We start from the raw sequence: 22,936 nt of genomic DNA, 5'->3' as shown, positions 1-22,936 counted from the left end.
CGGGCCTTTCATGACGGTCAGCAATTCCAGGGCCCGGATGGCTCGCCTCGCCTTTTCACGACGACGCCGCACCATCCGGCCCGGATGGATCAGTCACTTAGTCTCTCATGCGCGCGGGGTCTCTCTGGAGCACCGGGTGGCTGCCCCCGTGACGGAACCCCGCGGGCGTCGTCGTCCCCCTCCTCCCCCGCCTGACTGCTGGTCGCTTCTTGGACCGTTGCTGAGTTCCGCCTCCATGTACGGTTACGCCACGCCGGAGTTCGGATTCGCCAGTAGAAGGTCCCTGGAGTGGTCGAGACCGAACACAGAGGTGACAGAACCGGTCACCGCAGGCCAGGTCCTCTGTACTTCTCCCTCAGATCACCCTGTGGATAACTGATGTACGCACCCCTGGGGTGTTTAGCGTGACTGCATGCCGACATTTCACTACCCGCAGCGACAGCCGCGACCCGTTGTGGCCACCACAGCGCACTGGAATCTGCGCAAACGGCAAATGGACGCACTGCCCGAATTTGCTGAAGTGCTCAGAGGCATCTGGGCTCGAGGCACCCCGGGTCTGGCACCACTGAACTCCGTGGAAACTGCCGCTCTGGCCCAACAGCACTTTGGCACCAACTTCCGGGTGGCAGGCTTTTCGGCCGCACAGATGTTCGGCCTGCCTGTGGGGCACACACCGGTCTGGATACGTGATGGTCTCACGCTGCCCCGTGCGCCGCGTGCTCAGGACCTGGAGCAGGAACTGCGCAGGCCGCACTTGTCCTATTCGGGAACACGCGGACATCAGCACAGATCGGACCTCTTGATCACCAAGGGCTCGGACGGAGCGGCCCTGACCGGACTCTGGGACTCTCAGACGGTGAATCTGGTGGAAGCCCTTGTCTGGGCTGCACCTTTTCTCACGGACTGGAGAATCGTGGCCTGCCTGGACCACTTGATGGGCATGCACGTTCGGGTCGGGGCCAAACGCTACGGTCCGTGTACTGCGCAGCAGATCGCGGCAGTACTCGAATCCAATCTCGTCAGTTCGATCGGCTCGACCCGGATCAGGGACCTGTTGCCGCTGGCTCAGGCGCGGACGTGGTCGCCCATGGAAACGTTGGTGCGCATGATGGTGAGGCGCGCCGGGCTGCCGGCCCCGACGATGAACCTGACCATCCAGGTGGACGATCACGGAAGGATGCGGACTGTGCATCTTGACCTCGCATGGGAGGAAGCTCGAGTTGGAATCGAGTACAACGGCGCCGTCCACGCGAGCGACCGACACACGTATGGAGATGAAATGCACCGCCTGGACCTGCTCCGCGATGACGGTTGGGATCTGCGAGTTCTGGTCACCCGTGACGTCCAGGATCCGCGCCGGGCGGAGGCGTGGCTGAGCTGGCTCGCCCAGCGCTTGGTTTGAGCCCTCCAGCGTGGATCCGACCCGCGCACGCTCGGAGGATCGACCAACCCGCGCGAACCCTCAGAACGGTTGCGCCCACTCCATGTTCGGTTCCGCCACGAATTGTGCCTATCGGTGGTCGAAACCGAACACCGAGCCGGCTCAACCGAACTCGATGCCCTGCTGACCCGTCCCGGATGCGTTGAGGACGGCGCAACGCGTACCGGGCAGCTTTGGCTGCGGGTGGGCGTTTGAGGGGCCCGGGGCCCGGGCTCAGGGGCGCGGGGGTTAAAGGCCTAAAGGCCCAGGGGGTCAAGCGGTCACGCGGGAGTAGATCAACAACATGGTGACGGCAAAGCCCACCACGTAGTTGATCCACAAGAAGCGCTTCCAACCCAGGTTGGCGGTTTCGCAGGCGGCGTCGTGGATGCGCAGGAACGGCACCAGGTTGGCCACATAGGGCAACACGAACAGCGCAGCCACCCGTGTGGGCCAGGCGGTGAACAGCAGCAGGATGCCAGCCGCCAGATACATCCCGGCAGCCACCCACACGGTGCTGCGCGCACCCAGGACCGTGGCGATCGAGGAGAGGCCACCGGCTCGGTCCGCCTCGACGTCCTGAACGGCGCCGAACGCCTGGGAGGCCATGCCCCACAGGAAGAACGCACAGGTCACCGCCATCATGCTCCAGCTCCACGGCACTCCCGCGATCACCAGGCCGTAAACCATGGGCGAGACAAAGTGCGTGGCGGAGGTGGCCGAGTCCAGGAAGGGGATCTCCTTGAACCTCAAGCCCTCGAGGCTGTAGGCCACCACGGCAAACAGGCTCACTGCCATGACGATCCCGGCCGCCAGATCGCCCGAAATCAGCAGGTACAGCACGAACGGCAGGCTGATGAGCACCGATGCCACCAGGATCCCCCGGTGCTGTGACCGGTCAACGAGGGCACCCTCCACCCCACCCTTGCGAGGATTGCGGAGGTCGGATTCGTAGTCGAAGACATCGTTGATCCCGTACATCATCAGGTTGTACGGGATCAGGAAGAACAACGTGCCGATCACCAGGACGTCGTCCACGCGCCCCGTGGCCAGAAAGTAGGCAGCCGCAAACGGGTAGGCCGTGTTCACCCAGGAGATGGGCCTGCTGGTGGCGAACCACGTGGTGACCTGGCCCCACACGTGCCCCGGACGCCGCAGCGCCCACCACAGGGCCGGCAGCAACAAGGCACCGGCCACCACGTAGGACAGGTCCTCGATCGGAGCCTTCCACAACATGATACCGCTCAGCGTGGCCTCGCCGTACTCCACGAACCCCGCTGCAATGATCAGGGAGTCAAAGATCACCGTGAGCACCACAAGGATCGCCAGAACGACGACGACCGTGGTCACCTTTCGCTTGCCGTGGCGCGTCCCGGAGCCCACCAGAAGCGCCAGGGGCAGGGCCGCCAGAGCACAGAAGATGACAATCAGTTCCCAATACGTCACGACACATCACCGCCCGCGTTGGCAGACCGGTCCGAGTCGGACCGCGCAGTAGGTACCGACTGCCGCTCTGGCCGGTTCTGCAACCACTCCAAGAGTCGTTCCACCAGTGCCACCAAGTTCATGGTCAGGTAGCACAGGAATGTCAGGAACACGACTTCCTCCAGTGGCATCTCCGGCCCCAAGAGGATCCCTGTGTCCAGGTCGGAGGCGCCGTGCAGGAAGATTCCGTGCACAATGCCGGCAATGTCCCACAGCAGGAAGAACGCCACACCGGTGACCGTGACAACCGCGGCCCGCAGCGGTGCGTGGAAGAAGAACAGCTTGTGCCGGGCGTCCAGAATGATCATCCCGGCCAAGCTGAACAGCAGGAAGCCCAGGTGCGCAAAGTTCATCCAACTCAAACGGTCGGCTCCGGCAGGGGCCCTGTGGAGGTGTCCCCCCTGAAGTCCTTGAGCACGTTCTCCGCACTGATCAGGCACATGGGCAGACCGATCCCCGGAATCGTGGTGGACCCGCAGTAGTGCAACCCCTCGATGTGGCGGCTGCGCATCCGCCCACGCAGGAACGCGGACTGCCGCAAGGTGTGGGCCGGGCCCAGCACATTGCCAAGCCAGGCGTGGTAGTCCTTGGCAAAGTCCTCTGGGCCGATGGTGCGCCGCACCACCACCCTCTCCGACAGATCCGCCACCCCCGCCCATTGGCCGATCTGTTCGATCACGCGGTCGGCCACAGCTTCCACCTGGGGGGACCCGGCGCCGTCGTCGTTGCCGTGGCCAATGCTGACATCCGCGGGTACGGGAACCAGCACGAACAGGTTTTCGTGGCCCTCCGGCGCCACGGAGGCATCCGTTGCGGAGGGCTTGCACACGTAGATCGACGCCGGATCCGGCACCCGGGTGGGTTGGTCAAAGATCGCGGAGAAGTTGGTGTCCCAGTCCCGGGTGAAGAACAGATTGTGGTGAGTCAGTTCCGGCAGATCCCCCTGGACGCCCAGCAACACCAGCACCGCACCTGGACCGGTCTGCTGACGGTCCCACCGCTTCTGCGGGTAAGTCTGCAGGTGCGGTTCCACCATGCGAGTCTCCAGGTGATGCAGGTCCCCTGCGGAGACCACTCGATCCGCTGCCTGGAAATGTTGGGCTCCGTCAGCAGAACGCCAGCTGACCCCACGCACCCGAGCCGTGTGCTGGCCCGGAAGATGCTTGCCCACTCCATGCTTGACCAGGCCCAGGCGGGACGCGGCAGAGACCGGATCGGTGACAATCTGGTCAACCTCCGCGTCCAGCCGGATGGTGACCCCGTGCTGGCGGGCAAGTCGCTCCACGGCTCCAATGATGGTGAAGAACCCACCGTCCGGGTACTGCACGGAATCCGCCAGGTCCATCCGGGACATCAGGTGATACATGGACGGAGTCTCGCGTGGGCGGGAGGCCAGGAAGACGGCCGGATACCCCAGGATCTGACGCAGCCGGGTGTCCGTGACCGTGCGGTGAGTCAGGTTGTGAAGGGAGCCCAACAGATGGCGTCCCAACCGCGGGATGTTGCGCAGTACCTGTGGGTGCAGCAGCCGAGCGAATGCCTTGGGTGAGCCGAAGGACGTGTAGAGAAAGTGCCGTACGGCCAGCTGATAGGTCAGATCGGCGGAGGCCACGTAGTCACGGATTCGTTGACCGGCACCGGGTTCCACGCCCTCAAACACCCGCACGGTGTCTTCCAGATCGGAGCGGATATCCAGGGGCTCGGCATAGTCCTGGCCGAACACCCGATAGGCGGGGTCAAGCCGTTCCAAGTCCAATTCCTGCGCGGCTGAGGTACCCATGAGCCGGAAGAAGTGGTCAAAGACCTCCGGCATCAGATACCAGGAAGGCCCTGTGTCAAAGGTGAAACCGTCGCGCTGGTAGAGCCCCACCCGACCCCCGACCCGCCGGCCACGTTCCAACACCGTGACCCGGTGTCCGTCCTTGGCCAGAAGAGCCGCTGTTGCCAGTCCGGTGATCCCCGCTCCGATCACCACCACGTCGTGTTTCATGCCTGCAGTCTCCTTCCGGTGGCCCGGCCTCGGTTGGCGGAGGCCACAGCCTTGGTGGTCAACATCATCTTCCTGGCATCCGGGACCCGGATTCGAGTGGTCAGCAGCTGAGCGGCCGGTGTCTTGCGCAGCCGCACGGACAACTCGGCGAACAAGTCATGGGCAATCAGCACCGCAGTACGCCCATTGGCGGGGAGGTCATCGATCACAGCACGAGCAGCAGCCAGGTCGGCGTCGATCTCGTCCAGGAACTCGTGCTTGGTGGCTTCCGTCAAGGCCCTCGGATCGGCACCGGGCAGATACACGCGGCCCAGACTGTTGTAGTCCTCGGAGAGATCACGCAGGAAGTTGACCTTCTGGAAGGCTGCGCCTAGGCGCCGAGCCCCGGAGACCAAGGCAGCCTCCTGCTGACAGGAGACCGGGTGTTCTGCCAGGAACAGACGCAGGCACATCAACCCCACCACCTCAGCGGAGCCGTAGACGTAGTCTTCCAACGATTCCGTGGAATGGGTATCAACGCCCAGGTCCGCCCGCATGGAGGCAAAGAACGGGGTGATCAGATCCGCGGCGATTCCCCCGTAATCGGCAGCCAATCCAAAGGCGTGCACCACCAAGTTGGTGGAGAAGCCACGCTCCAATACCTCTAGGGTCTCGGCTTCCAGTCCATCCAGCAGCTCCCGTGCATCGTGCGCGCTCACTCCGGCCCCGGCGCTGGCTCCGTCCACAATTTCGTCGGCCACCCGCACCAAGGCGTAAACAGACCTCACATGCGTGCGCACACTGGGCCCCAGCACGCGACACGCCAGCCCGAACGACGTCGAATACCGATTGATCACGGCCGCTGCAGCAGCCTGCGCGGTGCGGTGGTAACGCAATGCAGCAGCACGATCTGCCGATGACGGCGTGACCGGACCTGACGGGGACGCGGGCCCAGGACCAGGCGGAGGCGGTGTCACGGGATCTGACGGTGACGAGTTCATCGGATCCTCTCCACGGCGTCTCGTGCGACGTCCCGCAACTGCTGCACCAGAGCGGGAGGCAGCTCAGCGCTTTCCGCCAGGGCAACAGCTTCACGAGCTGCTTGTGCCGCTTGTTCTTCCACCGCTTGCCGTGCACCGCAGTCCGTGAGCACCTGCCGCACTCGGTCTGCGTCCCTGGCCGTCAACTCCGGCTGCGCCAGGAGGGTGAGCACTTCTGCACCGCCATCCCGCGTCCTTGCCTCTGCGATCAGCAGCGTGTGTTTGCCCTCGCGCAGATCCCCGTCAGTGGACTTGCCGGTGTCCCGATCACTGCCGAAAACACCCAACAAGTCATCGGCCAGTTGGAAGGCCAGGCCCAGCTTGACTCCGATCTCACCCAGTACCTGGATGTGTTCTTGGGGCGCCCCGGCCAGAACGGCACCCGCCTGCAACGGGGCCTCGAACGAGTAGACGGAGGTCTTGAGCCGAGTGGCTTCAACGACGGCGGCCGGTGTGGGGTTGGCGGCAGGCAATGCGTGGTCGATGTCCATGAGCTCACCGGCAGCCGAGGCGAACACGGCGTGATCCACCAGTTCCAGGACCCGCCAGGCGTGCTCCGGTGACAGGCCGGCGGTGTGTACCAAGTGGTGTGCCCCGCTCAATGCCAGGTCTCCGGCAATGATCCCCACGCTGTGGCCGTAGTGGGCCGCCCGTTTGTGATCAATTCCCTGAGCCTCAGCACGCTGTTGGGCAGCAGCATGGAGCGTGGGTCCGTGGCGGCGGCTGATGTCCCGGTCAATGACGTCGTCGTGAATGATCAAGGCACTGTGCAGCAGCTCAAACGCAGCCCCCACTGTGGCGATCATGCGATCGGTGACTGAGGACTGCGCAGTGTCCCCATAGGCGTTGGCCGCCAGTGCCACCAACGCCGGACGAAACCTCTTGCCGCCGGTGCTCAAGCGTTCGATCTCGGTCCACAGTTGGGCGAACCTGGGCGAAATCTCAGCTGCGCGGCGCGTGGAATGCTCCAGGAACTTGGCCAGCACCTGATCCGCGCCGTTGTGCTGCAGACGTGCCAGGGCGGGATCCTTGAAGGACGGCGTTTTCCCGGCCTGGGCAGCAGGCTGCGGGCGATCTGGGGAGGTCACTGTCCTATTTCATCACACTGCTTCGAGATTCGAAATAAACACGTCATGCGGTGTCAGGGGGTGGCGGCGTGACGTCTTGTGCTCGCCGGACGGCCTCGGTGAGTTGAGGCATACGACGACGCAGCACGGAAATTTCCGCCTCTGACCACGTGGCCAACTCTGCCCCCAGTTCCTGCTCCAGGGCGGAGAACATGGCCTTGCCTGTGGCCGCCGCCGTGGGGGTGGCTTTCAGCACCACTTCTCGGCGATCCCGGGCATCCTGCTGGCGAACCAGATGGCCCCTCTTGACCAGACGGTCTATCACCGCGGTGGCAGCAGATGCCGAGATCACCAGGCGCCGGGCGATGTCTCCCGCTCGTAGTAAAGAACCATGACGTTGACCTGCCATGACCTCGGACAACGCGTGGACATCGGAGTGACCGAGCCCGTAGGCACGCCGCACGCTGTCTGCATAGCGTGATGACTCAGTGGTGAAGTCCTGCAGTGAGAGCATGAGTTCACGGTGCAGACCGGATGGAAGCTGCTCACCACCGGCAGGCGGCGTCACGTGGTGCTCATGCGAGGGATTCATGCCCTGATCATAAATGGACACCGGGCCTTGCACGCCGGTGATGGTTCAATGGCTCCCATGAACGTGAATCTCTCCCGCCTGGTGCGAGTGGCCTTCTCCGCCTACCGGCAGATCAAGCGCCAACAGGACCGGGCGTCGTCGTCCCAGAACCGTGGCGGCGGGCAGACTCCGGCCACCTCCACGATGGCCTCCAACGGCCCGGCGCGCACCAGCCACTCCGGTGGGCAGCTCTCCCAGCCGTACCCGGGTGACTACCGAGGTCCTGTGCGCTCTGAATACGATCCCCACCCGGATGGCAAGGCCGATCCCGGTGAGATCGTGTGGACCTGGGTGCCGTATCAGGAGGACCACTCGCGCGGAAAGGACCGTCCCGTCCTGATTGTGGGGCGCAACGGGCAGTACCTGTTGGCGTTGATGCTGACCTCCAAGGACCACAACAACAACCGCACCCGGGATGATGACTACGTGGACATCGGCACGGGTGACTGGGACCGGCAGGGGCGCCCGTCAGAGGTGCGCGTTGATCGCATCATCCAGGTGCTGGAAGCAGACATCCGGCGCGACGGCGCGGTGCTGGGGCGTGACCGATTCAACACCGTGATCCACGGACTCCAGTCACGTTGACCCCACGGGAGGGGCTGATTCTGCTAGAGTTCTTCGCTGTGTGTCCGCGCTGATCGCCGGGCACTGCGGACAGGACGCCAAGCGAGCATCCCCACTCTCACGTCTCAGTCGGTGACACCGTCCGTTTGCCCTCACTGACCGATCACCGCTCACTCAAAGGAGTTATCTGTGGCAAACATCAAGTCCCAGAAGAAGCGCATTCTGACCAACGAGAAGGCTCGTCTGCGCAACAACGCATACAAGTCCGAGCTGAAGACCTACGTGCGTCGCTTGGACACCGCCATTGAGGCCGGCGACAAGGACGCTGCCGCCACCGCACTGCGCGAGGTTTCCCGTAAGTACGACAAGGCCGTCTCCAAGGGTGTTCTGCACAAGAACAACGCCGCCAACAAGAAGTCCGGCCTGGCAGCCCGCGTCAACGGCATGGCCTGAGGCTCACTGCGTTTCTGGGTTTCACCACCCGTGGCGTGTGGCGAAAGCCCCGCACCGTGATCACGGTGCGGGGCTTTCCCCGTGTTCAGGGCCAATCGCTCACACTGCGTGCCTGCCGGAGAGTGCAATGGTGGTGATGGCTCGTTCCACGGCGTAGGCGGCGTCCCTTGCCTCCCCTTTGACTTGCGCATCAGCATCCGCCAGGGCGCGCAGCGCCGCCACCAGATCTGACTGTTCGAATCTGCGAGTCTCTTGTTGGGCGCGTTCCACCTGCCACGGGGCTGCACCCACCTTGCCGGCCAACTGTTGGGCTGATCCACGTACACCGTGAACAGCCGCCACCAGGCGCACCTTGGAGGCCAGCGCGGCCACCATGGGAACAGGATCCGTACCGGTGTCCAATGCCTGACGCCACAGTTTCAGCGCCACCTCTGACCGCCCGGCCAGGGCTGCATCCGCCACCTTGAAGGCCGTGGCCTCCACCCGTCCGCCGTAATAGGTCTCCACCTCGTCATAGGTCACATGCTCCGGTCCGTCGGAGAGCAACTGCGCACAGGCTGAGGCCAGTTCAGAGGTGGATGATCCCACCGCTTCTGTCAGTGCGCGAGCGGCGTCGGGATCAATGGTGCGTCCGTGTACCCGGAACTCGTGGCGGACGAAGTCCACTTTGTCGCGGTCGTTCTTCAGCGGCGCGCACTCAACCACCACTGCCGTGGCCTTCAAGGCATCCAGCAGCTTCTTCCCGCGCATACCACCACTGTGCGCCATCACGACGACGACCTCCGGGTCCGGTGCCTGCGCATAGGCCAACGCATCTGCGAGGAGGTCATCGTTCATCTGCGCCAGGTCCTCGATCAGGATGACTTTTGCATCGTCAAAGAGGGAGGGGCTGGCCAACACGGAGAGTTGACCCGGGCCGTAGGTGGAGGCATCCACTCGGGTGAACTCGACTCCCCCGTTGGTTTCCTTCACGGCCGCGCGCACACGGTCCACTGCGCGTGCCGCCAGGTAGTCCTCCTTGCCGGTCAGCAAGATCAACGGAGCGGGTTCGATCTCCCGCCAGCTGGGTCCGGTGGCTGCCTGCTGGGCTCGTTTACGGGGTGGCATGGATCAAGAATCCCACATGCCACGGACACCACAACGCACGGTGCACTGAGTCAGGCGGGTCATGGGAGGGGCCTGACATCCAGGGTGGTGCCGTCCGGATTGATGTAGAGCCCCACGGTGCCCATGTGGTCGGTTCGCGCCATCACGGCCCCGATTCCTGCCACATGGGTGGTGATGTCGGGGTGCGGGTGACCGTAGTCGTTGTTCTCCCCCACGGAGATCAGAGCCAAGCTGGGAGTGGTGGCATCCACGATCCTGGTGCCGCCGTTGCGAGCTCCGTGGTGCGAAACCTTCAAGACGTCCACATCCAACGGACCACCCGCCTGGTGTCCGTGGTCACGGATCAACCGTGTGGCGCCGTCCTCCTCCATGTCACCTGCGGCAAACACCGCAACGCCTGGTTGATCCCGATCCCCCTGGATGGTGGCCCGAATGGCCAGGGAGGCGTTGTTCTCCCCCGAGGAATCCACGGACGGTGCCGGGTCTCCAGATGGACCCAGGACCTGCAACCGCAATCCGTTGTGCTCCCACACCTGACCCACGGCAGGTTGTTGGACGGCCACGGACCACTCGGTGATTTCTTGGGGCGGTCTGCCGGTGCCGGAGGACCACCACACCTGTTGGATGCCGACCTGTTGGTCCAAACCAGCCGCTCCGGCCACGTGATCGGCATGGTCGTGGGTCAGAACCAGCAGGTCCAGCTGATCCACCTGAGCCGTGCGCAGACAGCGCCGTAACGCACCGGGGTCCGGTCCTGAGTCGATCAGCACCGTGGCCGTTTCCCCTCCGGAGGCGGAACGGAGCAACATGGCATCCCCCTGCCCAACGTCGCACATGACGGCCATCCAGTCGGTTGGCACCGCCGGTTTGATCAACCACCCGAGCACCAGGACGGCCACGGCACTCAGTGTGATGCTCCAGGAGATCCACCTCCACCGGCGTCGGGTACGGGTCAGTGCTCTCCATTGCTGCTCGGAGACGGGCGGGCCCGGGTGCGACGGGTCAACCCGGCCCGACACGTGCCTGCGGGAGATGGCGGCGTCCCACCGATGGACCAGAACGATCAACACCAGGCACATGCAGGCCATGACCACAGGGCCCAGGGGCGGCTGCCACCACGGCACCACCGCACCGGGCAATCCGGCAAAGAATCTGGCAGTGACCGCCACGAATCCAGCCGGCAGGTCCCCCACCGTCAGCAATCCCTGCCCCACGAAGTGCCCCAGTGCCCACGGTTGGCCGAAGGCCAGCAGCGCCAACAATCCCAGCACGGTGACCACCGGCACCACCGGGGCCACCACCGCATTGGCCACCACGGAGAACACCGGAACCGCAGGCGTCAGAAGGGTGAGCACGGCAGCACACCACAATTGGGCCACCACGGGAATGGCAATGGCCGTGGCCACCACCGCCGGAAAGTGCTGGGTCAAGATCCTGATCAGCGGACGCCCGGTCACAATGATTCCGGCCGTGGCGCACACGGACAGAGCAAAACCGAAGTCCCGTCCCCAGGCCGGATCCACCACGAGCAGCCCGCACACCGCCACACTCAGCGCGGCCAGGGACGTACCACCACGTCCGGCCAGGATTCCCACCGCAGCCACGGTGCCCATGACCGCTGCCCGCACCACGGAGGCATCGGGACCCACCAGCAGCACAAAGGAGCCCAGGGCCGCCAGCCCGGCCACAATGCACGTACGACGCCGCGCCCCGAATCCCAGCACAAGGTGACCCGCCAGAACCATGACCAGAGCGCAGTTCGATCCGGAGACGGCCGTGAGATGGGTCAGTCCGGTGTCTTTCATGGCCTGCTCGAGCTCGGGATCAAAGGCTGCCCGATCCCCGTAGGTCATGCCCGGCAGAAGGCTCACGGCCTCCGGGCCCAGTGTGGTGGCTCCAGCCAGGAACCGACGTTTGGACTGGTCCAACCAGCCGATGAACGCACCACGCTCCACCGTGCCCACCGTCTTCGGGGCGCCGGAAGTTCGCAGCTGAAGGTCACGGGCGGCCGAGGGCGGGACCGTGACCACAGCCTCCACCATGTCCCCGGACCGCACGGATCGCCACCGGGAATCCCCCGCGAAGACCGTTGCCCCCTGACCGTTCTCCAGTTGCACCGCAATCACGACGCCGCCGCTTGCCTCCCCGGAATCCTGTCCCCAGGTGCGTGAGCTCGAGTCATCGCTACCAGAGCTGCCCCCTGTGGAAGCTGCCGACCACGCCAACGGGCGGTCCACCACCTGCATTCGCACGCGGTGGACACCATTTGTTCCAGTGCCCTGCGCCGGGGAGCTCTCCTGACCGGCCCCCGACGACTGGGATTCCTTGAGATCGGACAGGGCTCGGTCCACCCCCACCTCTTGCTGGAGTGCTGTGGCCGTCACGGCCCCTGAGACCATCAGGCACAGCAGAGCCCCGGCGGCCACCATGCGCCACCGGACAGCAATCGCCTGCATCCGACCAGATAAACGATGCAGTCCCCCTGATGCGTCGGGTAACACCAGTTTGCCTGGCTTGCCCCCACTGGCAATCCAGGCCAGTCCCAGTGCCGAAAGACCCCCTGCCGACCCCATGCCGAGGACAAAACCCACCACAGTCAACCAGCCGGAGGAAACATCCACCCACGAGTTCTGACCCGTGAGCACCAGGGCTGTGCCCCACGCCGTCGCGGCGGCCGGGACCAGCCGCACGTCCACCGTGGGGCGCGGCGCCGCCAGGTGATGCTCCGCCGAGTTCACACGGTCACCAACGGGGTCAGGGCTGAGAGCATAGCCGGTCCTATCCCGGTGACGTCATCCAGTTCCTCCACGCTGCGGAACCCTCCCACCTGGTCCCGGTGCTCAATGATCCGTTGCGCCATGACCGGCCCCACCCGCGGCAGGGTTTCCAGCTCTGCAGCAGTGGCGGTGTTCAGATTCACCAGCGCACCACTGGATCCCGCTGCAGTTGAGGCGCTGGAGGACGATGCCGGCTCAGGTGCCGCTGAGGGGCCAACCTCCACCGGGTTGTTCGCCAGCTGGCGGTCACCCTCGGCATCCGGGATGGAGATCTGCACACCGTCTGTGGCCGGTGCTGCCAGGTTCACATGAGTGACCACTGCTTGACTGGTCAGTCCACCGGCCGCCTCCACGGCATCTTGGACACGGCCGCCGGCCGGGATTTCCACCACACCGGGGCTGCGAACCTCCCCCACCACATGAACCAAAACTGTCCCTGTGCCGGCATCGGTGGGCCCGCCAGCACTTTCCGTGGCACCAGAGGAGGCCGCAGGCGAGAGGCTGCCCGCAGGCTCAGTCCCGATGGCCGCAGAGACCTCCACGGCTTCAGAGTCGTCGTGATCCGGCCACATCAGGCTCAACCCCACGGCCAGAAGTGCCACCGATGCCACGAGGACCGCCGCCCACGGGACTTTCCACCGCACCGGCGGGGTCCATGCCGTGGTCTTCTGATCTGCCGCCACCGGCTCGGGGTCCTCCTGGCCCTCCTGCTGATCCTGGTCCGCGGCGTCGTTGGCCAACAGGCCCCGGAGTCGCTCCACCGGGGCCTCAGGATCCAATCGACGGCGACCTCGGTGGTTCACAGGGCTCATGGACCCACCACATCACCGCTGGCTTGCCTCCACCACTAGCACCGTCGAACTGTGGAGGGTCAGCCCAGTGACCGGGACCAGAAAGGAGGGTGTGGAGGATTCACGCCCGGGGACCCGGAGGTCCGCCGACCCATCAGGGCTGCAGGTTCGGATGACGGATCACGGCCGCCCGAACTCCAATGCCCACGTGTGCGGCCAGCACGGGCGGGATTTCCACCACCTCCGCCACGGCATCCGGTGCGTACTGTTCCGTCACATCGCCGACCAAGTCATGGGCACCATCCGGATCCGCCAGATGGTGCACCACCAGATCCGGCTCGGGGGAACCAACCGCGGACCCGCTGCCCACTGAGATCGCAGCTTCCAGTGCAGAACCCACCAGGGCCCGGAACCGGGCCTTGGCCTTCACGGCCGTTCGCGGTGTTTCGGCCACCACAAGGCGTCCGCCCTGCACCGTCAACAGCGGTTTGATCTGCAGCATGGATCCCACCCGCGCCACGGACGGCGCCAACCGCCCGCCGCGTTTGAGCTGTTCCAGGGACGGGACGTACAAGAACACCTGGTGTTGAGCAGCGGTGCGCGCCGTCTGCACCACCTGTGCCATGTCCGCCCCATGGGCTGCAGCGTTCCAGGCCGCCTGCACCCCTAAGCCCTGGGCCATGGCCACCGTTCGGGTGTCCACCACCGTCACGGGGATGGTGATGCCCCGCCGTGCAATCCGGGCAGATGAGACGGTTCCGGAGAGTTCCGCGGACAAGTGCACGGATACAATGGCCTCATACCCCTGTTCCTGCAACTGCAGATACACCCGGCGGAACTGCCCAGGCGAGGGCCGCGACGTCGTGACCTTTCGGCCCTCTGCCAGCGCCACCAGAAGGGATCGCGCCAGGTCCGGTTCCTCGGAGGCCTGTGACGGCGCGAAAATCTGGTGGTCCACCATCACCGGCATGCCAACCACCTGCAACCCTGCCCGCGCACCGTCCGCACCACCGCGCCCCAACCACGTGGCTGGGAGGGCGGCGGCATCATCAGTGACCACGGCGATCTTGGGCATGGGCTTCACCAGTGGTGTCAGGTCAGATCACGATGTTGACCAGCTTGGGTGCCCGGACGATCACCTTGCGCACGGGGGCGTCCCCGATCAGGTCCTTGATGACCTGGGAAGCCAGAGCGCGTTCCTGCAACTCTGCCTCGGAAATCTCCACGGGCACCTCCAGGCGGTCCTTGACCTTGCCCTTGATCTGCACCACGGCGGTGATGGTGTCATCCACCAGCAGCGATTCGTCCACGGTGGGCCAGCCGGCCCGCAGCACGGCGTCGTTGTGACCCAGGGTGTGCCACATGTCTTCGGCTGTATACGGGGCCACCAGGGAGAGCAGGATGGCCACCGCCTCCACACCCTCCCGCACGGCCGGATCCGCTGCACCGGCACCGGAGTCAATGGCCTTGCGCAGCGCGTTGACCAACTCCATGGTCTTGGCGATCACCACATTGAACTTGTGGTTCTCCAACGACGACGCCGCGTCCGCCACCGCCCGGTGAGTCGCCCGCCGCACATCCACCGCACCCGTGGCGGCATCTGCGCCCGGGCTCGAGGTGACGTCCTGCGCCAGGCGCCATGCGCGGGCCAGGAACTTCTGGGCTCCGCCCGGGGAGACATCGGCCCAGTCGACGTCGTCCTCCGGCGGGGAGGCAAAGACCATGGTGAGGCGCACGGCGTCCACGCCGAATTCGTCCAGCTGTTCGCCCAGGTCCACACCGTTGCCCAGCGATTTGGACATGGCTCGCCCGCCGTTGAGCACCTGACCCTGGTTGAGCAGACGGTCAAAGGGCTCGGTGTGCTCGATCAGCCCCAGGTCATGAACCACCTTGGTGAAGAACCGGGCGTAGAGCAGGTGCAGGATGGCGTGTTCAACACCACCCACGTACTGATCCACCTGGCCCCAGCGGCGCACAGCTTCAGGGTCAAGGGCGGCTGCGTCGTCGTTCGGGGAGACGTAGCGCAGGAAGTACCAGGAGGAGTCCACAAACGTGTCCATGGTGTCCGTGTCCCGCTGCGCGGCACCGCCACAGGAGGGGCAGGCCACGTTGACCCAATCCGAAGCTGCTGCCAGCGGTGACTGGCCCTTGGGCGCCAACTGCTCACCGCGCAGGTCATCGGGCAGACGCACGGGCAGCTGGTCCTCCGGCACAGGAACCTCACCACAGGAATCGCAGTGGATGATGGGGATGGGGGCACCCCAGAAACGCTGACGGGACAGCAGCCAGTCACGCAACCGGTAGTTCACAGTGGCTTCACCGGTACCGGCCTGCTCAATGAGCTCTACTGCCCGGGCGATGGCCTCCGCCTTGGACAGACCGTCCAGGGCACCTGAGTTGATCAGGCGGCCCTCACCCGCGGTGGCCACGCCACTGACTGCGGGGTCCTCGTCCTCGGTCTCCACCACCACGCGCACGGGGAGGTCAAAGCTCCGGGCGAAGTCAAGGTCACGCTGGTCATGGGCGGGCACGGCCATGATGGCACCCGTGCCGTAGTCGGCCAGCACGTAATCAGCAGCCCACACGGGCAGCTTCTCACCGTTGAGTGGGTTCACGGCGTAGCGGCCCAGGAACACACCGGTCTTCTCCCGGTCCGTGGACTGGCGCTCGATGTCGGACAGCGCCTTGACCTGCTCCCGGTATGCATCCAGTTCAGCAGCTCGGTCCTGGGTAACCAGCTCCTTGGCCAAATCCGCATCCGCTGCCACCACAAAGAACGTGGCCCCGTGCAGGGTGTCCGGGCGGGTGGTGAACACGGTGACCTCCCGCTGCCCGGCCGAGCCGGGGGCGTCGTCGATCACGAACTTCACGTGAGCACCCTGCGAGCGCCCGATCCAGTTGCGCTGCATGGCCAGAACGCGCTCGGGCCATTTGCCCTCCAGCTGGGACATGTCATCCAGGAGGCGGTCTGCGTAGTCGGTGATGCGGAAGTACCACTGGTTGAGGGCCTTTTTGGTCACCAGGGTGTGGCAGCGTTCGCAGGCCCCGTCCACCACTTGCTCGTTGGCCAGCACGGTCTGGTCCTTGGGGCACCAGTTGACCGGGGAGTTCTTGCGGTAGGCCAGGCCGCGGGCGTGGAACTGCAGGAAAAGCCACTGTGTCCAGCGGTAGTACTCGGGATCGGAGGTGTGCAGCTCCCTGTCCCAGTCCACGGCAATGCCATAGCGCTTGAAGGAGGCCTTCTGGGTTTCAATGTTCTTGTACGTCCACTCGGCCGGATGGGCGTTGCGCTTGATGGCGGCGTTTTCTGCCGGCAGGCCAAAGGAGTCCCACCCGATGGGGTGCATGACGTCGTATCCACGCAGTTGCCAGTAGCGGGCCACCACATCCCCCATGGCAAAGGCCTCGGCGTGACCCATGTGGAGGTCACCGGAGGGGTAGGGGAACATGTCCAGGACGTAGCGGCGGGGCTTGGATCCGTCATCCAGGGGGCGGAACACCCCCTGTTGCTCCCACCAACCGCCCCAGCGGGCTTCAAGGTCAGCGGCGTTCCACACCTGGGCGCCATCCGCGTCTGCGGTGGCCTGGGTTGCGGTGGTCTCCTGCTGCGTGCTCACGTGCCTCGCCTTCGAGCTGTGCGTTGGTGGTGGTGACTGGCTGCCGCGTTGTCGGCTTCCGCAAGTTACGGGCGGTGGCCGGATCGGGTCAGGGCAGACCGTGCCATTCTAGCCCTGGACCACGGGTGTGCGTGCCTGTTCTTCAGCGCCCACTCAGACCCGCTGCCTAGACTGGTCACGGCTGCACGCACGGTGCATCGCCTGTGGTGCCCCACCTGCTCACACGTCTGAAAGGAACCCATGCTGGAGAACCCCCGAGCCGAACGACGCAGTCTGCGCCTGGACGGTTACAAGGTCCGGTACTGGTTCTACGACGTCGACACCAACCCCAAGCCGCTTCTGGTCATGGTCCATGGGTTCCGCGGCGATCATCACGGATTGCAGTTGGTGGCTGATGCCTTGCGGGATCGCTACCACGTGGTGGTGCCGGACCTGCCGGGATTCGGGCGCTCCGAATCATTCCCGGATGATGCCGGGGAGGACAGCACGCACAGCGTGGCCAATTATGTGCGGTTCCTGCGGGAGTTCATCCAGGCTCTGACCGATGGCACCGTGACCCCGGACTCCGATCACGGCATTGCCCTGCTGGGTCACTCCTTCGGCTCCGTGATTGCCGCCCACCTGGCCGCGGAGTCACCGCGCATGGTGGAGCGTCTGATCCTGGTCAATCCCATCAGCCAGCCGGCCCTGACCACGGACAATGCCCTGGCCTCCTCGATTGCTGACACCTACTATTCGCTGGGTTCCAAACTGCCGTTCGGGCTCGGGGACAAACTGCTGCGCAGCAACACCGCCACGGACATCATGAGCCGGGAGATGACCACCACTCAGGACCCGGAGATCCGCGAGTACATCGTCAACCAACACCGCGCCTACTTTGGCAGCTACGCCAGCAACAGGGTTCTCCGGGAGGCCTATCAGGCATCCACGGAGGGCACGGTGGCGGAGGTGGCCCCACTGTTGACCATGCCGGTTCTGCTGATCACCGGCGGCAAGGACCCCATGGGCAGCCCCGCTTCCCAGCAACGGATGGCCGCGTGGATCCGACGCCGCCTCACCCACGACTTCCCAGAGGTCGGCCACCTGATCCATTACGAGAAAGCACCCGAGGTGGCGGAAATGGTGGACCAATTCCTGATCGGGCCCGCTCCGGAGCCCGTGGAGATCCACGACGAACTGCCCAGCCTGGACCTGGCCCGACCCAACACCTCCCAACTGACCCAGCTCTTGCCCGTGGTCTCACGACGACGGAGGCGGTGAGCCGTGCCCGCTGCCGACATCACCCGTCTGGTGATTGATGCCCGTTACGTCAAGGTGGGGCGCCATGACGGGATCTCGCGCTACGTGACAGGGCTTTCCCACGGTGTGGCCCAGATCCTGCCCACCCGCCCTGATCTTGACGTGCAGGTGATGGTCTCCGACCCCCGTCAGCTGGACAAGCTGCCGGATCTTGCCTGGTTCATGGGGCCGGATCCCGTCTCCGCCAAGGAACTTGTGACCGGTCAGGTGCTCAATCGCCACCGTCCGGACGTGGTGTTCTCCCCCATGCAGACCATGGGTGCCATCCGGCGCAGGTTCGGGCTGATCCTGACCCTGCATGACCTGATCTATTACGACCACCCCACACCCCCGGGACATCTCCCCGCTGCCGTGCGGGCAGGTTGGCGGTTGTTCCACGAGTCTGTGCTGCCCCAGCGTGTGGCCCTGAACCGTGCGGATGCGGTGGCCACGGTCTCCCACACCTCGGCGGAGTTGATCCGCCGGCGCCGGCTGACCAAACGCCCGGTGCACGTGGTGCCCAATGCCGCAGACGCCCACCAGGTGGTTTCCGTGGAACAGGCCCACCGGTTGTGGGAGGCGCGGTCACGGCAGGATGCTGCCCACAAGCTGATCTACATGGGCTCTTTCATGCCGTACAAAGACGTGGAGACCCTGGTGCGCATGGCAGCTGCGCTCCCCCACCATGAACTGCACCTGGTCTCAGGGATCAGTGATTCCCGACGCCAGGAGCTCACCGATCTGGCACCGCACGCTCGGTTGGTTTTTCACAACGGGCTGGACGATGACGCCTACCGAAACCTGTTGCAGCAGGCCACTGCCCTGGTTCATGCCTCACGGGGAGAGGGCTACGGACTGCCCCTCATGGAAGCCATGAGTGCCGGAACACCTGTGGTGTGCTCCGCAATCCCGATTTTCCGTGAAGTCGCAGGCAACGCGGCACTCTACGCCCCAGTGGGTGATTCACGAGCCTTTGCAGATGCCGTTCGCGTCCTGGGCGACCCGGAGCGTGCTTGGCCCCTGGTGCAACGTGGTGTGGCCATCGCGGCAGCCTCCACGTGGGAGTCTTCAGCCAGGGAACTGCTGAGCGTGGTGGACGACGTCCGGCGTCGTCGTCTGGCGCCGTGAGGCCACCTGAGGGAGGGCGTCACAGGAGGTCAGCCACATCACAGCGCACCTGCACGGGCGCTGAGCGCCGCAGGGCTGAGGCCTCGGCTCTGGCGGCGCGCAGACGGCGCGTGACGTCTGCTGCCACCGAATAGGGGAAGAACAAGAGCACCCTGTGGCTCTCCTCCTCCGTGGATTGTCCGTGGGTTTCAACGGGTGCTGGGCCGATCAGGCGCACAGAGGGGTCATTGTCACGCAGACCGGCAAGCCCCAGGAAATCCTGGACCGCATCAAGGGGTCCGGTCACCGCTGCGGAACGAACCGCCGGAGGCAGGTGCAGGGCACGACGCTCGGCCAGTTCCCGGACCGCATGCCCCGTGGGATCCCACCGCACCAGGGTGTTGACGGCCCGGGTGTGCTCGGAGGTGATCACCACCGTGCCACCGTCCGGAGCCGCACGCACCAGGGCAGCTGCCTCGAACCAGCGGTTGAGGGTTTCGTCCTCGGCGCGCAGCCCCTGACGGGACAACATCCGGTCACCGTCCAGCAGCAGGGCGGCGGCATAACCTCCATCTGCCCAGGGTTCGGCACCTGGTGTGGCCACCACCAGCGCCGGCTGTGCCGTCACACTGCGGCGCACCGCATCCCCGGAGGAGGCGATGACCGGCACCTGAGGAAACGCTCGTCCGAGTTCCTCAGCCGTACGTTGGCTGCCCACGCTCGTCATACGCCACCCTGTGGAGGAACACACCCCGCAGGACCAGGCCAAGGCTTCCCGGGAGCACCATCCACACACCGGCATCTGGCAGTGACCACCAATGCGCAACGGACCGTCACACACGGTGCACCGAGCAGGCTCCCGGCAGCGGTCGCAGGCAATCGTGGGTGCGTAGCCCGCACGGGCCACCTGTACCAGAACCGGCCCACGTTCCAAGGCTTGGCGGGCCACCCGGTAGGCCGTTTCCGGAAGGCGCGCCCGCCCTGCCAGAGAGTCCCGCTCGGCATGCCAGGAATCCGCGGTGGCCACGATCCGCGGCATGTGCCGCCGCAGAGCGTCCCGCTTGGGTCTGAGCTGCATGGCCCAACCTGTGTCCACCAGACGTTGAGCCTCCGGGGACACGGCGTGGGAAACCAGCAGCAGGGACAGTCCCTGGGCTTCGCTGCGCAACAGGGCGACGTCACGGGCATGGTGGTAGGGGGCGCGCTGCTCCACCAGATTGGTGTCTGCATCGTTGACAACCACGATCAACCCGGGATTGTGCACCGGCGCCCACACGGCCGGACGAGTTCCCAGCACAACGCAACGACGCCCGTGCAAGACCTCCAGAAACGCGCGATACCGGGGCGTGGGCTTGTCCTCGCTGTGCAGACGCGCCACCATCTCAGAAGGCACCACGGCATCCACGGCTGCCTGCAACCGATCCAAGGTCTTGGCATCCGGGACCACCACCACCGCACCGCGTCCCTGCGCCGCCGTGGCCGCCACGGCATGAGCCACCAGATCCAGAGCGTTGTGCTCCGGGTGGGAGGGCAAGGCTTGCACCACGGCGCGTACCGGCTCGGCATCGTCAGTCGCCTCGGTCAGCTGCTGCCACACCGTGGCACCGTTCTGATAGAGCTGCCAGAGCCGCAGTACGTCCTCAGGCACCACGACGACGCCCGGCGCATCCGACTCGTTCACTGCATCCGACTCCCGCGCTGCATCAGAGTCCGGAACTGCACCAGACTCAGGGACAGCATCAGACCCCGGACCAATGTCCGACTCGGACGAAGAACCTGTGGATTCCTCGGTGTCTTCCGGGTCTGTGGCCAGCATCTGTGCGGCACGCTTCTCCACGGCAGCCACTCGCGGCGGAACTACCGCGCGCAGCACGTCCGAGAGCGTTCCCGCATGACGGGCCGCCACCAGACGCGCCACGGCCACCGTGGACTCCGTGAGAACCGGACAGGCTGAGACCACCCGCTGCAGCGGCTGCAGGCGGTCCCGTGACACCTGGGAATCCTGGGCCCGCTCGATCAGCCACCCCATCATTTGCTGACCACCAAAACGCACCCGCACCCTGGTTCCGGGTTGTGCCTGATCCGCCAGATCGCGCGGCACGCCGTAGTCGAACACCCGATCCAGATGTGGCACGTGACTCTCCAGGATCACCCGGGCCACCGGCAGATCCTCCGCCAGATATGCCGGGGCGTGGTCATGACCGCCGCCGCCAGATCGCTTGCCGGTCCCAGCCGATGACCCGGTCCCAGGGGCTGACCCGGTCCGTGCTCGGCGATTGCCCGCACCGCCAGCGCCTGCATCCCTGCGCGGTGGCGCGGAATCAGCCACCGCCAACAACTCCAGTTGTTCGCCCGCTATGTGCTCCGGCCGCTGCTGTGCTGTGTGGTCCTGCGGGCGCTGAGCTGAGGGGTACTGCGGCTGCTGCGCTGAGGGCCCGCTGGTGTCAGGCATTCACGGCAGACCGCAGCTGGTCAGCACGATTGGTGCGTTCCCACGTGAAATCCGAGTCCTTGCGGCCGAAGTGTCCGCCGGCTGCGGTCTTGGCGTAGATGGGGCGCTTGAGGTCAAGTTCCTCAATGATGGCCAACGGCCGCAGGTCAAAGACCTCCAGGACAGCGCGTTCAATGGCGGCCGGGTCCACGCTTTCGGTGCCGAAGGTGTCAACGTACACACCCACCGGGCGGGCCTTGCCAATCGCATAAGCCACCTGGGCTTCGGCCCGGTCCGCCAGACCCGCGGCCACAATGTTCTTGGCCACCCAGCGCATGGCGTATGCGGCAGAGCGGTCCACCTTGGAGGGGTCCTTGCCGGAGAAGGCACCACCGCCGTGGCGGGCCATGCCGCCGTAGGTGTCCACAATGATTTTCCGTCCGGTCAATCCGGCATCCCCCACCGGACCACCCGTGATGAAGTTCCCGGCCGGGTTGATGATGATTTTGACCTGGCTCAGATCCAGTCCGGATTCCTCCAACACAGGCTGGATCACGGACTCGTGGACGTCATGGCGCAACTGGTCCAGGTCATAGCTTTCGGCGTGCTGGGCTGAAACCACCACGGTGTCCACCGCCACCGGCGTCATGCCGTCATAACGCAACGTGACCTGAGTTTTTCCGTCCGGGCGCAGCTCCGGGAGGATCGCGGTCTTGCGCACCCGGGTGAGCTGTTCGGAGAGCCGGTGCGCCCAGTGAATGGGTGCCGGCATCAACACATCGGTCTCGTTGGAGGCATAGCCGAACATGATGCCCTGGTCCCCTGCACCCTGCGCATCACGGGGGTCCTTGGCCGTGCCCTCACGGTTCTCCAGCGAGTTGAACACGCCATCGTAAATCTCCGGGGACTGCTCCCCCACGGAAATCGACACACCGCAGTACTTGCCGTCAAAACCCTGGACGGAGGAGTTGTACCCGATGTCCAGGATGGTCTTGCGCACAATGGCCGGGATGTCCACGTACCCGTGGGACTTCACCTCACCGGCAACGTGAACCAGACCTGTGGTGGCCATGGTCTCCACGGCCACGGAGGAACTGGGGTCACTGCTCAGCAGGGCGTCCAAAATGGAATCGGAGATGCGGTCACAGATCTTGTCCGGATGCCCCTCCGTGACGGACTCGGAGGTGAACAAGCTGGAA

18 protein-coding genes are annotated in these 22,936 nt (G+C 65.2%); 5 read left to right on the top strand and 13 right to left on the bottom strand.

Annotated features, from left to right (window positions below):
• Positions 1-412 precede the first annotated feature (412 nt).
• Positions 413-1,402: a hypothetical protein gene (locus tag GTW58_RS02045; protein ID WP_157980437.1), complete on the top strand. Its 990-nt coding sequence runs from the start codon at positions 413-415 to the stop codon at positions 1,400-1,402.
• A gap of 291 nt (positions 1,403-1,693) precedes the next feature.
• On the opposite strand, the gene GTW58_RS02040 is transcribed toward GTW58_RS02045, so the two are convergent.
• From GTW58_RS02040 to GTW58_RS02015, 6 genes are read right to left on the bottom strand one after another with little or no spacing between them, the layout of a single operon-like run.
• Complete coding sequence (locus tag GTW58_RS02040) at positions 1,694-2,866, bottom strand: prenyltransferase (protein ID WP_119932412.1); 1,173 nt, start codon at positions 2,864-2,866, stop codon at positions 1,694-1,696.
• Complete coding sequence (locus GTW58_RS02035; protein WP_047690164.1) at positions 2,863-3,258, bottom strand: lycopene cyclase domain-containing protein; 396 nt, start codon at positions 3,256-3,258, stop codon at positions 2,863-2,865. The genes GTW58_RS02040 and GTW58_RS02035 overlap by 4 nt, the downstream gene beginning before the upstream one ends.
• Positions 3,259-3,263: 5 nt before the next feature.
• The gene (crtI, locus tag GTW58_RS02030) at positions 3,264-4,895 is read right to left on the bottom strand and encodes a phytoene desaturase family protein (RefSeq protein WP_168023447.1); all 1,632 of its coding nucleotides are present in this window, start codon (positions 4,893-4,895) and stop codon (positions 3,264-3,266) included.
• Complete coding sequence (locus GTW58_RS02025) at positions 4,892-5,875, bottom strand: phytoene/squalene synthase family protein (RefSeq protein ID WP_168023446.1); 984 nt, start codon at positions 5,873-5,875, stop codon at positions 4,892-4,894. Before GTW58_RS02025 ends, crtI begins: the two co-directional genes overlap by 4 nt.
• Entirely contained in the window at positions 5,872-7,002 is a 1,131-nt protein-coding gene (locus GTW58_RS02020; protein WP_119932413.1) for a polyprenyl synthetase family protein, read from the bottom strand. Before GTW58_RS02020 ends, GTW58_RS02025 begins: the two co-directional genes overlap by 4 nt.
• 43 nt (positions 7,003-7,045) lie before the next feature.
• The gene (locus GTW58_RS02015; protein WP_156125420.1) at positions 7,046-7,573 is read right to left on the bottom strand and encodes a MarR family winged helix-turn-helix transcriptional regulator; all 528 of its coding nucleotides are present in this window, start codon (positions 7,571-7,573) and stop codon (positions 7,046-7,048) included.
• A gap of 57 nt (positions 7,574-7,630) precedes the next feature.
• Between GTW58_RS02015 and GTW58_RS02010 the strand changes: the two genes are divergently transcribed.
• Both GTW58_RS02010 and rpsT read left to right on the top strand, forming a co-directional pair.
• Positions 7,631-8,197: a type II toxin-antitoxin system PemK/MazF family toxin gene (locus GTW58_RS02010; protein ID WP_047690174.1), complete on the top strand. Its 567-nt coding sequence runs from the start codon at positions 7,631-7,633 to the stop codon at positions 8,195-8,197.
• Positions 8,198-8,365: 168 nt separating this feature from the next.
• On the top strand, positions 8,366-8,629 hold the full coding sequence (gene rpsT, locus GTW58_RS02005; protein ID WP_047690161.1) for a 30S ribosomal protein S20: 264 nt from the start codon (positions 8,366-8,368) through the stop codon (positions 8,627-8,629).
• 99 nt (positions 8,630-8,728) lie between these two features.
• Here rpsT and holA read toward each other — a convergent pair whose 3' ends face one another.
• From holA to leuS, 5 genes are all read right to left on the bottom strand, one after another.
• Entirely contained in the window at positions 8,729-9,736 is a 1,008-nt protein-coding gene (gene holA, locus GTW58_RS02000) for a DNA polymerase III subunit delta (protein WP_047690159.1), read from the bottom strand.
• 59 nt (positions 9,737-9,795) lie between these two features.
• Positions 9,796-12,474, bottom strand: a complete 2,679-nt coding sequence (locus GTW58_RS01995) for a ComEC/Rec2 family competence protein (RefSeq protein WP_119932414.1) — start codon at positions 12,472-12,474, stop codon at positions 9,796-9,798.
• Positions 12,471-13,325: a ComEA family DNA-binding protein gene (locus tag GTW58_RS01990; RefSeq protein ID WP_231559412.1), complete on the bottom strand. Its 855-nt coding sequence runs from the start codon at positions 13,323-13,325 to the stop codon at positions 12,471-12,473. Before GTW58_RS01990 ends, GTW58_RS01995 begins: the two co-directional genes overlap by 4 nt.
• A gap of 133 nt (positions 13,326-13,458) precedes the next feature.
• Positions 13,459-14,379, bottom strand: coding sequence for a DegV family protein (locus GTW58_RS01985; protein WP_209436264.1), 921 nt, complete (start codon positions 14,377-14,379; stop codon positions 13,459-13,461).
• A gap of 22 nt (positions 14,380-14,401) precedes the next feature.
• The gene (gene leuS / locus GTW58_RS01980; RefSeq protein ID WP_119932415.1) at positions 14,402-16,921 is read right to left on the bottom strand and encodes a leucine--tRNA ligase; all 2,520 of its coding nucleotides are present in this window, start codon (positions 16,919-16,921) and stop codon (positions 14,402-14,404) included.
• A gap of 240 nt (positions 16,922-17,161) precedes the next feature.
• Between leuS and GTW58_RS01975 the strand changes: the two genes are divergently transcribed.
• The gene (locus tag GTW58_RS01975; protein ID WP_052209602.1) at positions 17,162-18,181 is read left to right on the top strand and encodes an alpha/beta fold hydrolase; all 1,020 of its coding nucleotides are present in this window, start codon (positions 17,162-17,164) and stop codon (positions 18,179-18,181) included.
• A gap of 3 nt (positions 18,182-18,184) precedes the next feature.
• Positions 18,185-19,327 carry a glycosyltransferase family 4 protein gene (locus GTW58_RS01970; RefSeq protein ID WP_232817963.1) on the top strand — a complete coding sequence of 381 codons (1,143 nt, stop codon included), beginning with the start codon at positions 18,185-18,187 and terminating at the stop codon, positions 19,325-19,327.
• Between the two features lie 19 nt (positions 19,328-19,346).
• On the opposite strand, the gene GTW58_RS01965 is transcribed toward GTW58_RS01970, so the two are convergent.
• Together GTW58_RS01965 and metK are read right to left on the bottom strand one after the other, a co-directional pair.
• The gene (locus tag GTW58_RS01965; RefSeq protein WP_119932416.1) at positions 19,347-21,758 is read right to left on the bottom strand and encodes a primosomal protein N' family DNA-binding protein; all 2,412 of its coding nucleotides are present in this window, start codon (positions 21,756-21,758) and stop codon (positions 19,347-19,349) included.
• Positions 21,751-22,929, bottom strand: a complete 1,179-nt coding sequence (gene metK, locus GTW58_RS01960; protein WP_119932474.1) for a methionine adenosyltransferase — start codon at positions 22,927-22,929, stop codon at positions 21,751-21,753. Before metK ends, GTW58_RS01965 begins: the two co-directional genes overlap by 8 nt.
• Between the last annotated feature and the right edge of the window lie 7 nt (positions 22,930-22,936).

Origin of the sequence: Kocuria subflava (genome assembly GCF_012163155.1) — a bacterium.
Lineage (GTDB): Bacteria > Actinomycetota > Actinomycetes > Actinomycetales > Micrococcaceae > Kocuria > Kocuria subflava.
This window is presented reverse-complemented; position numbering and strand designations above follow the sequence as displayed.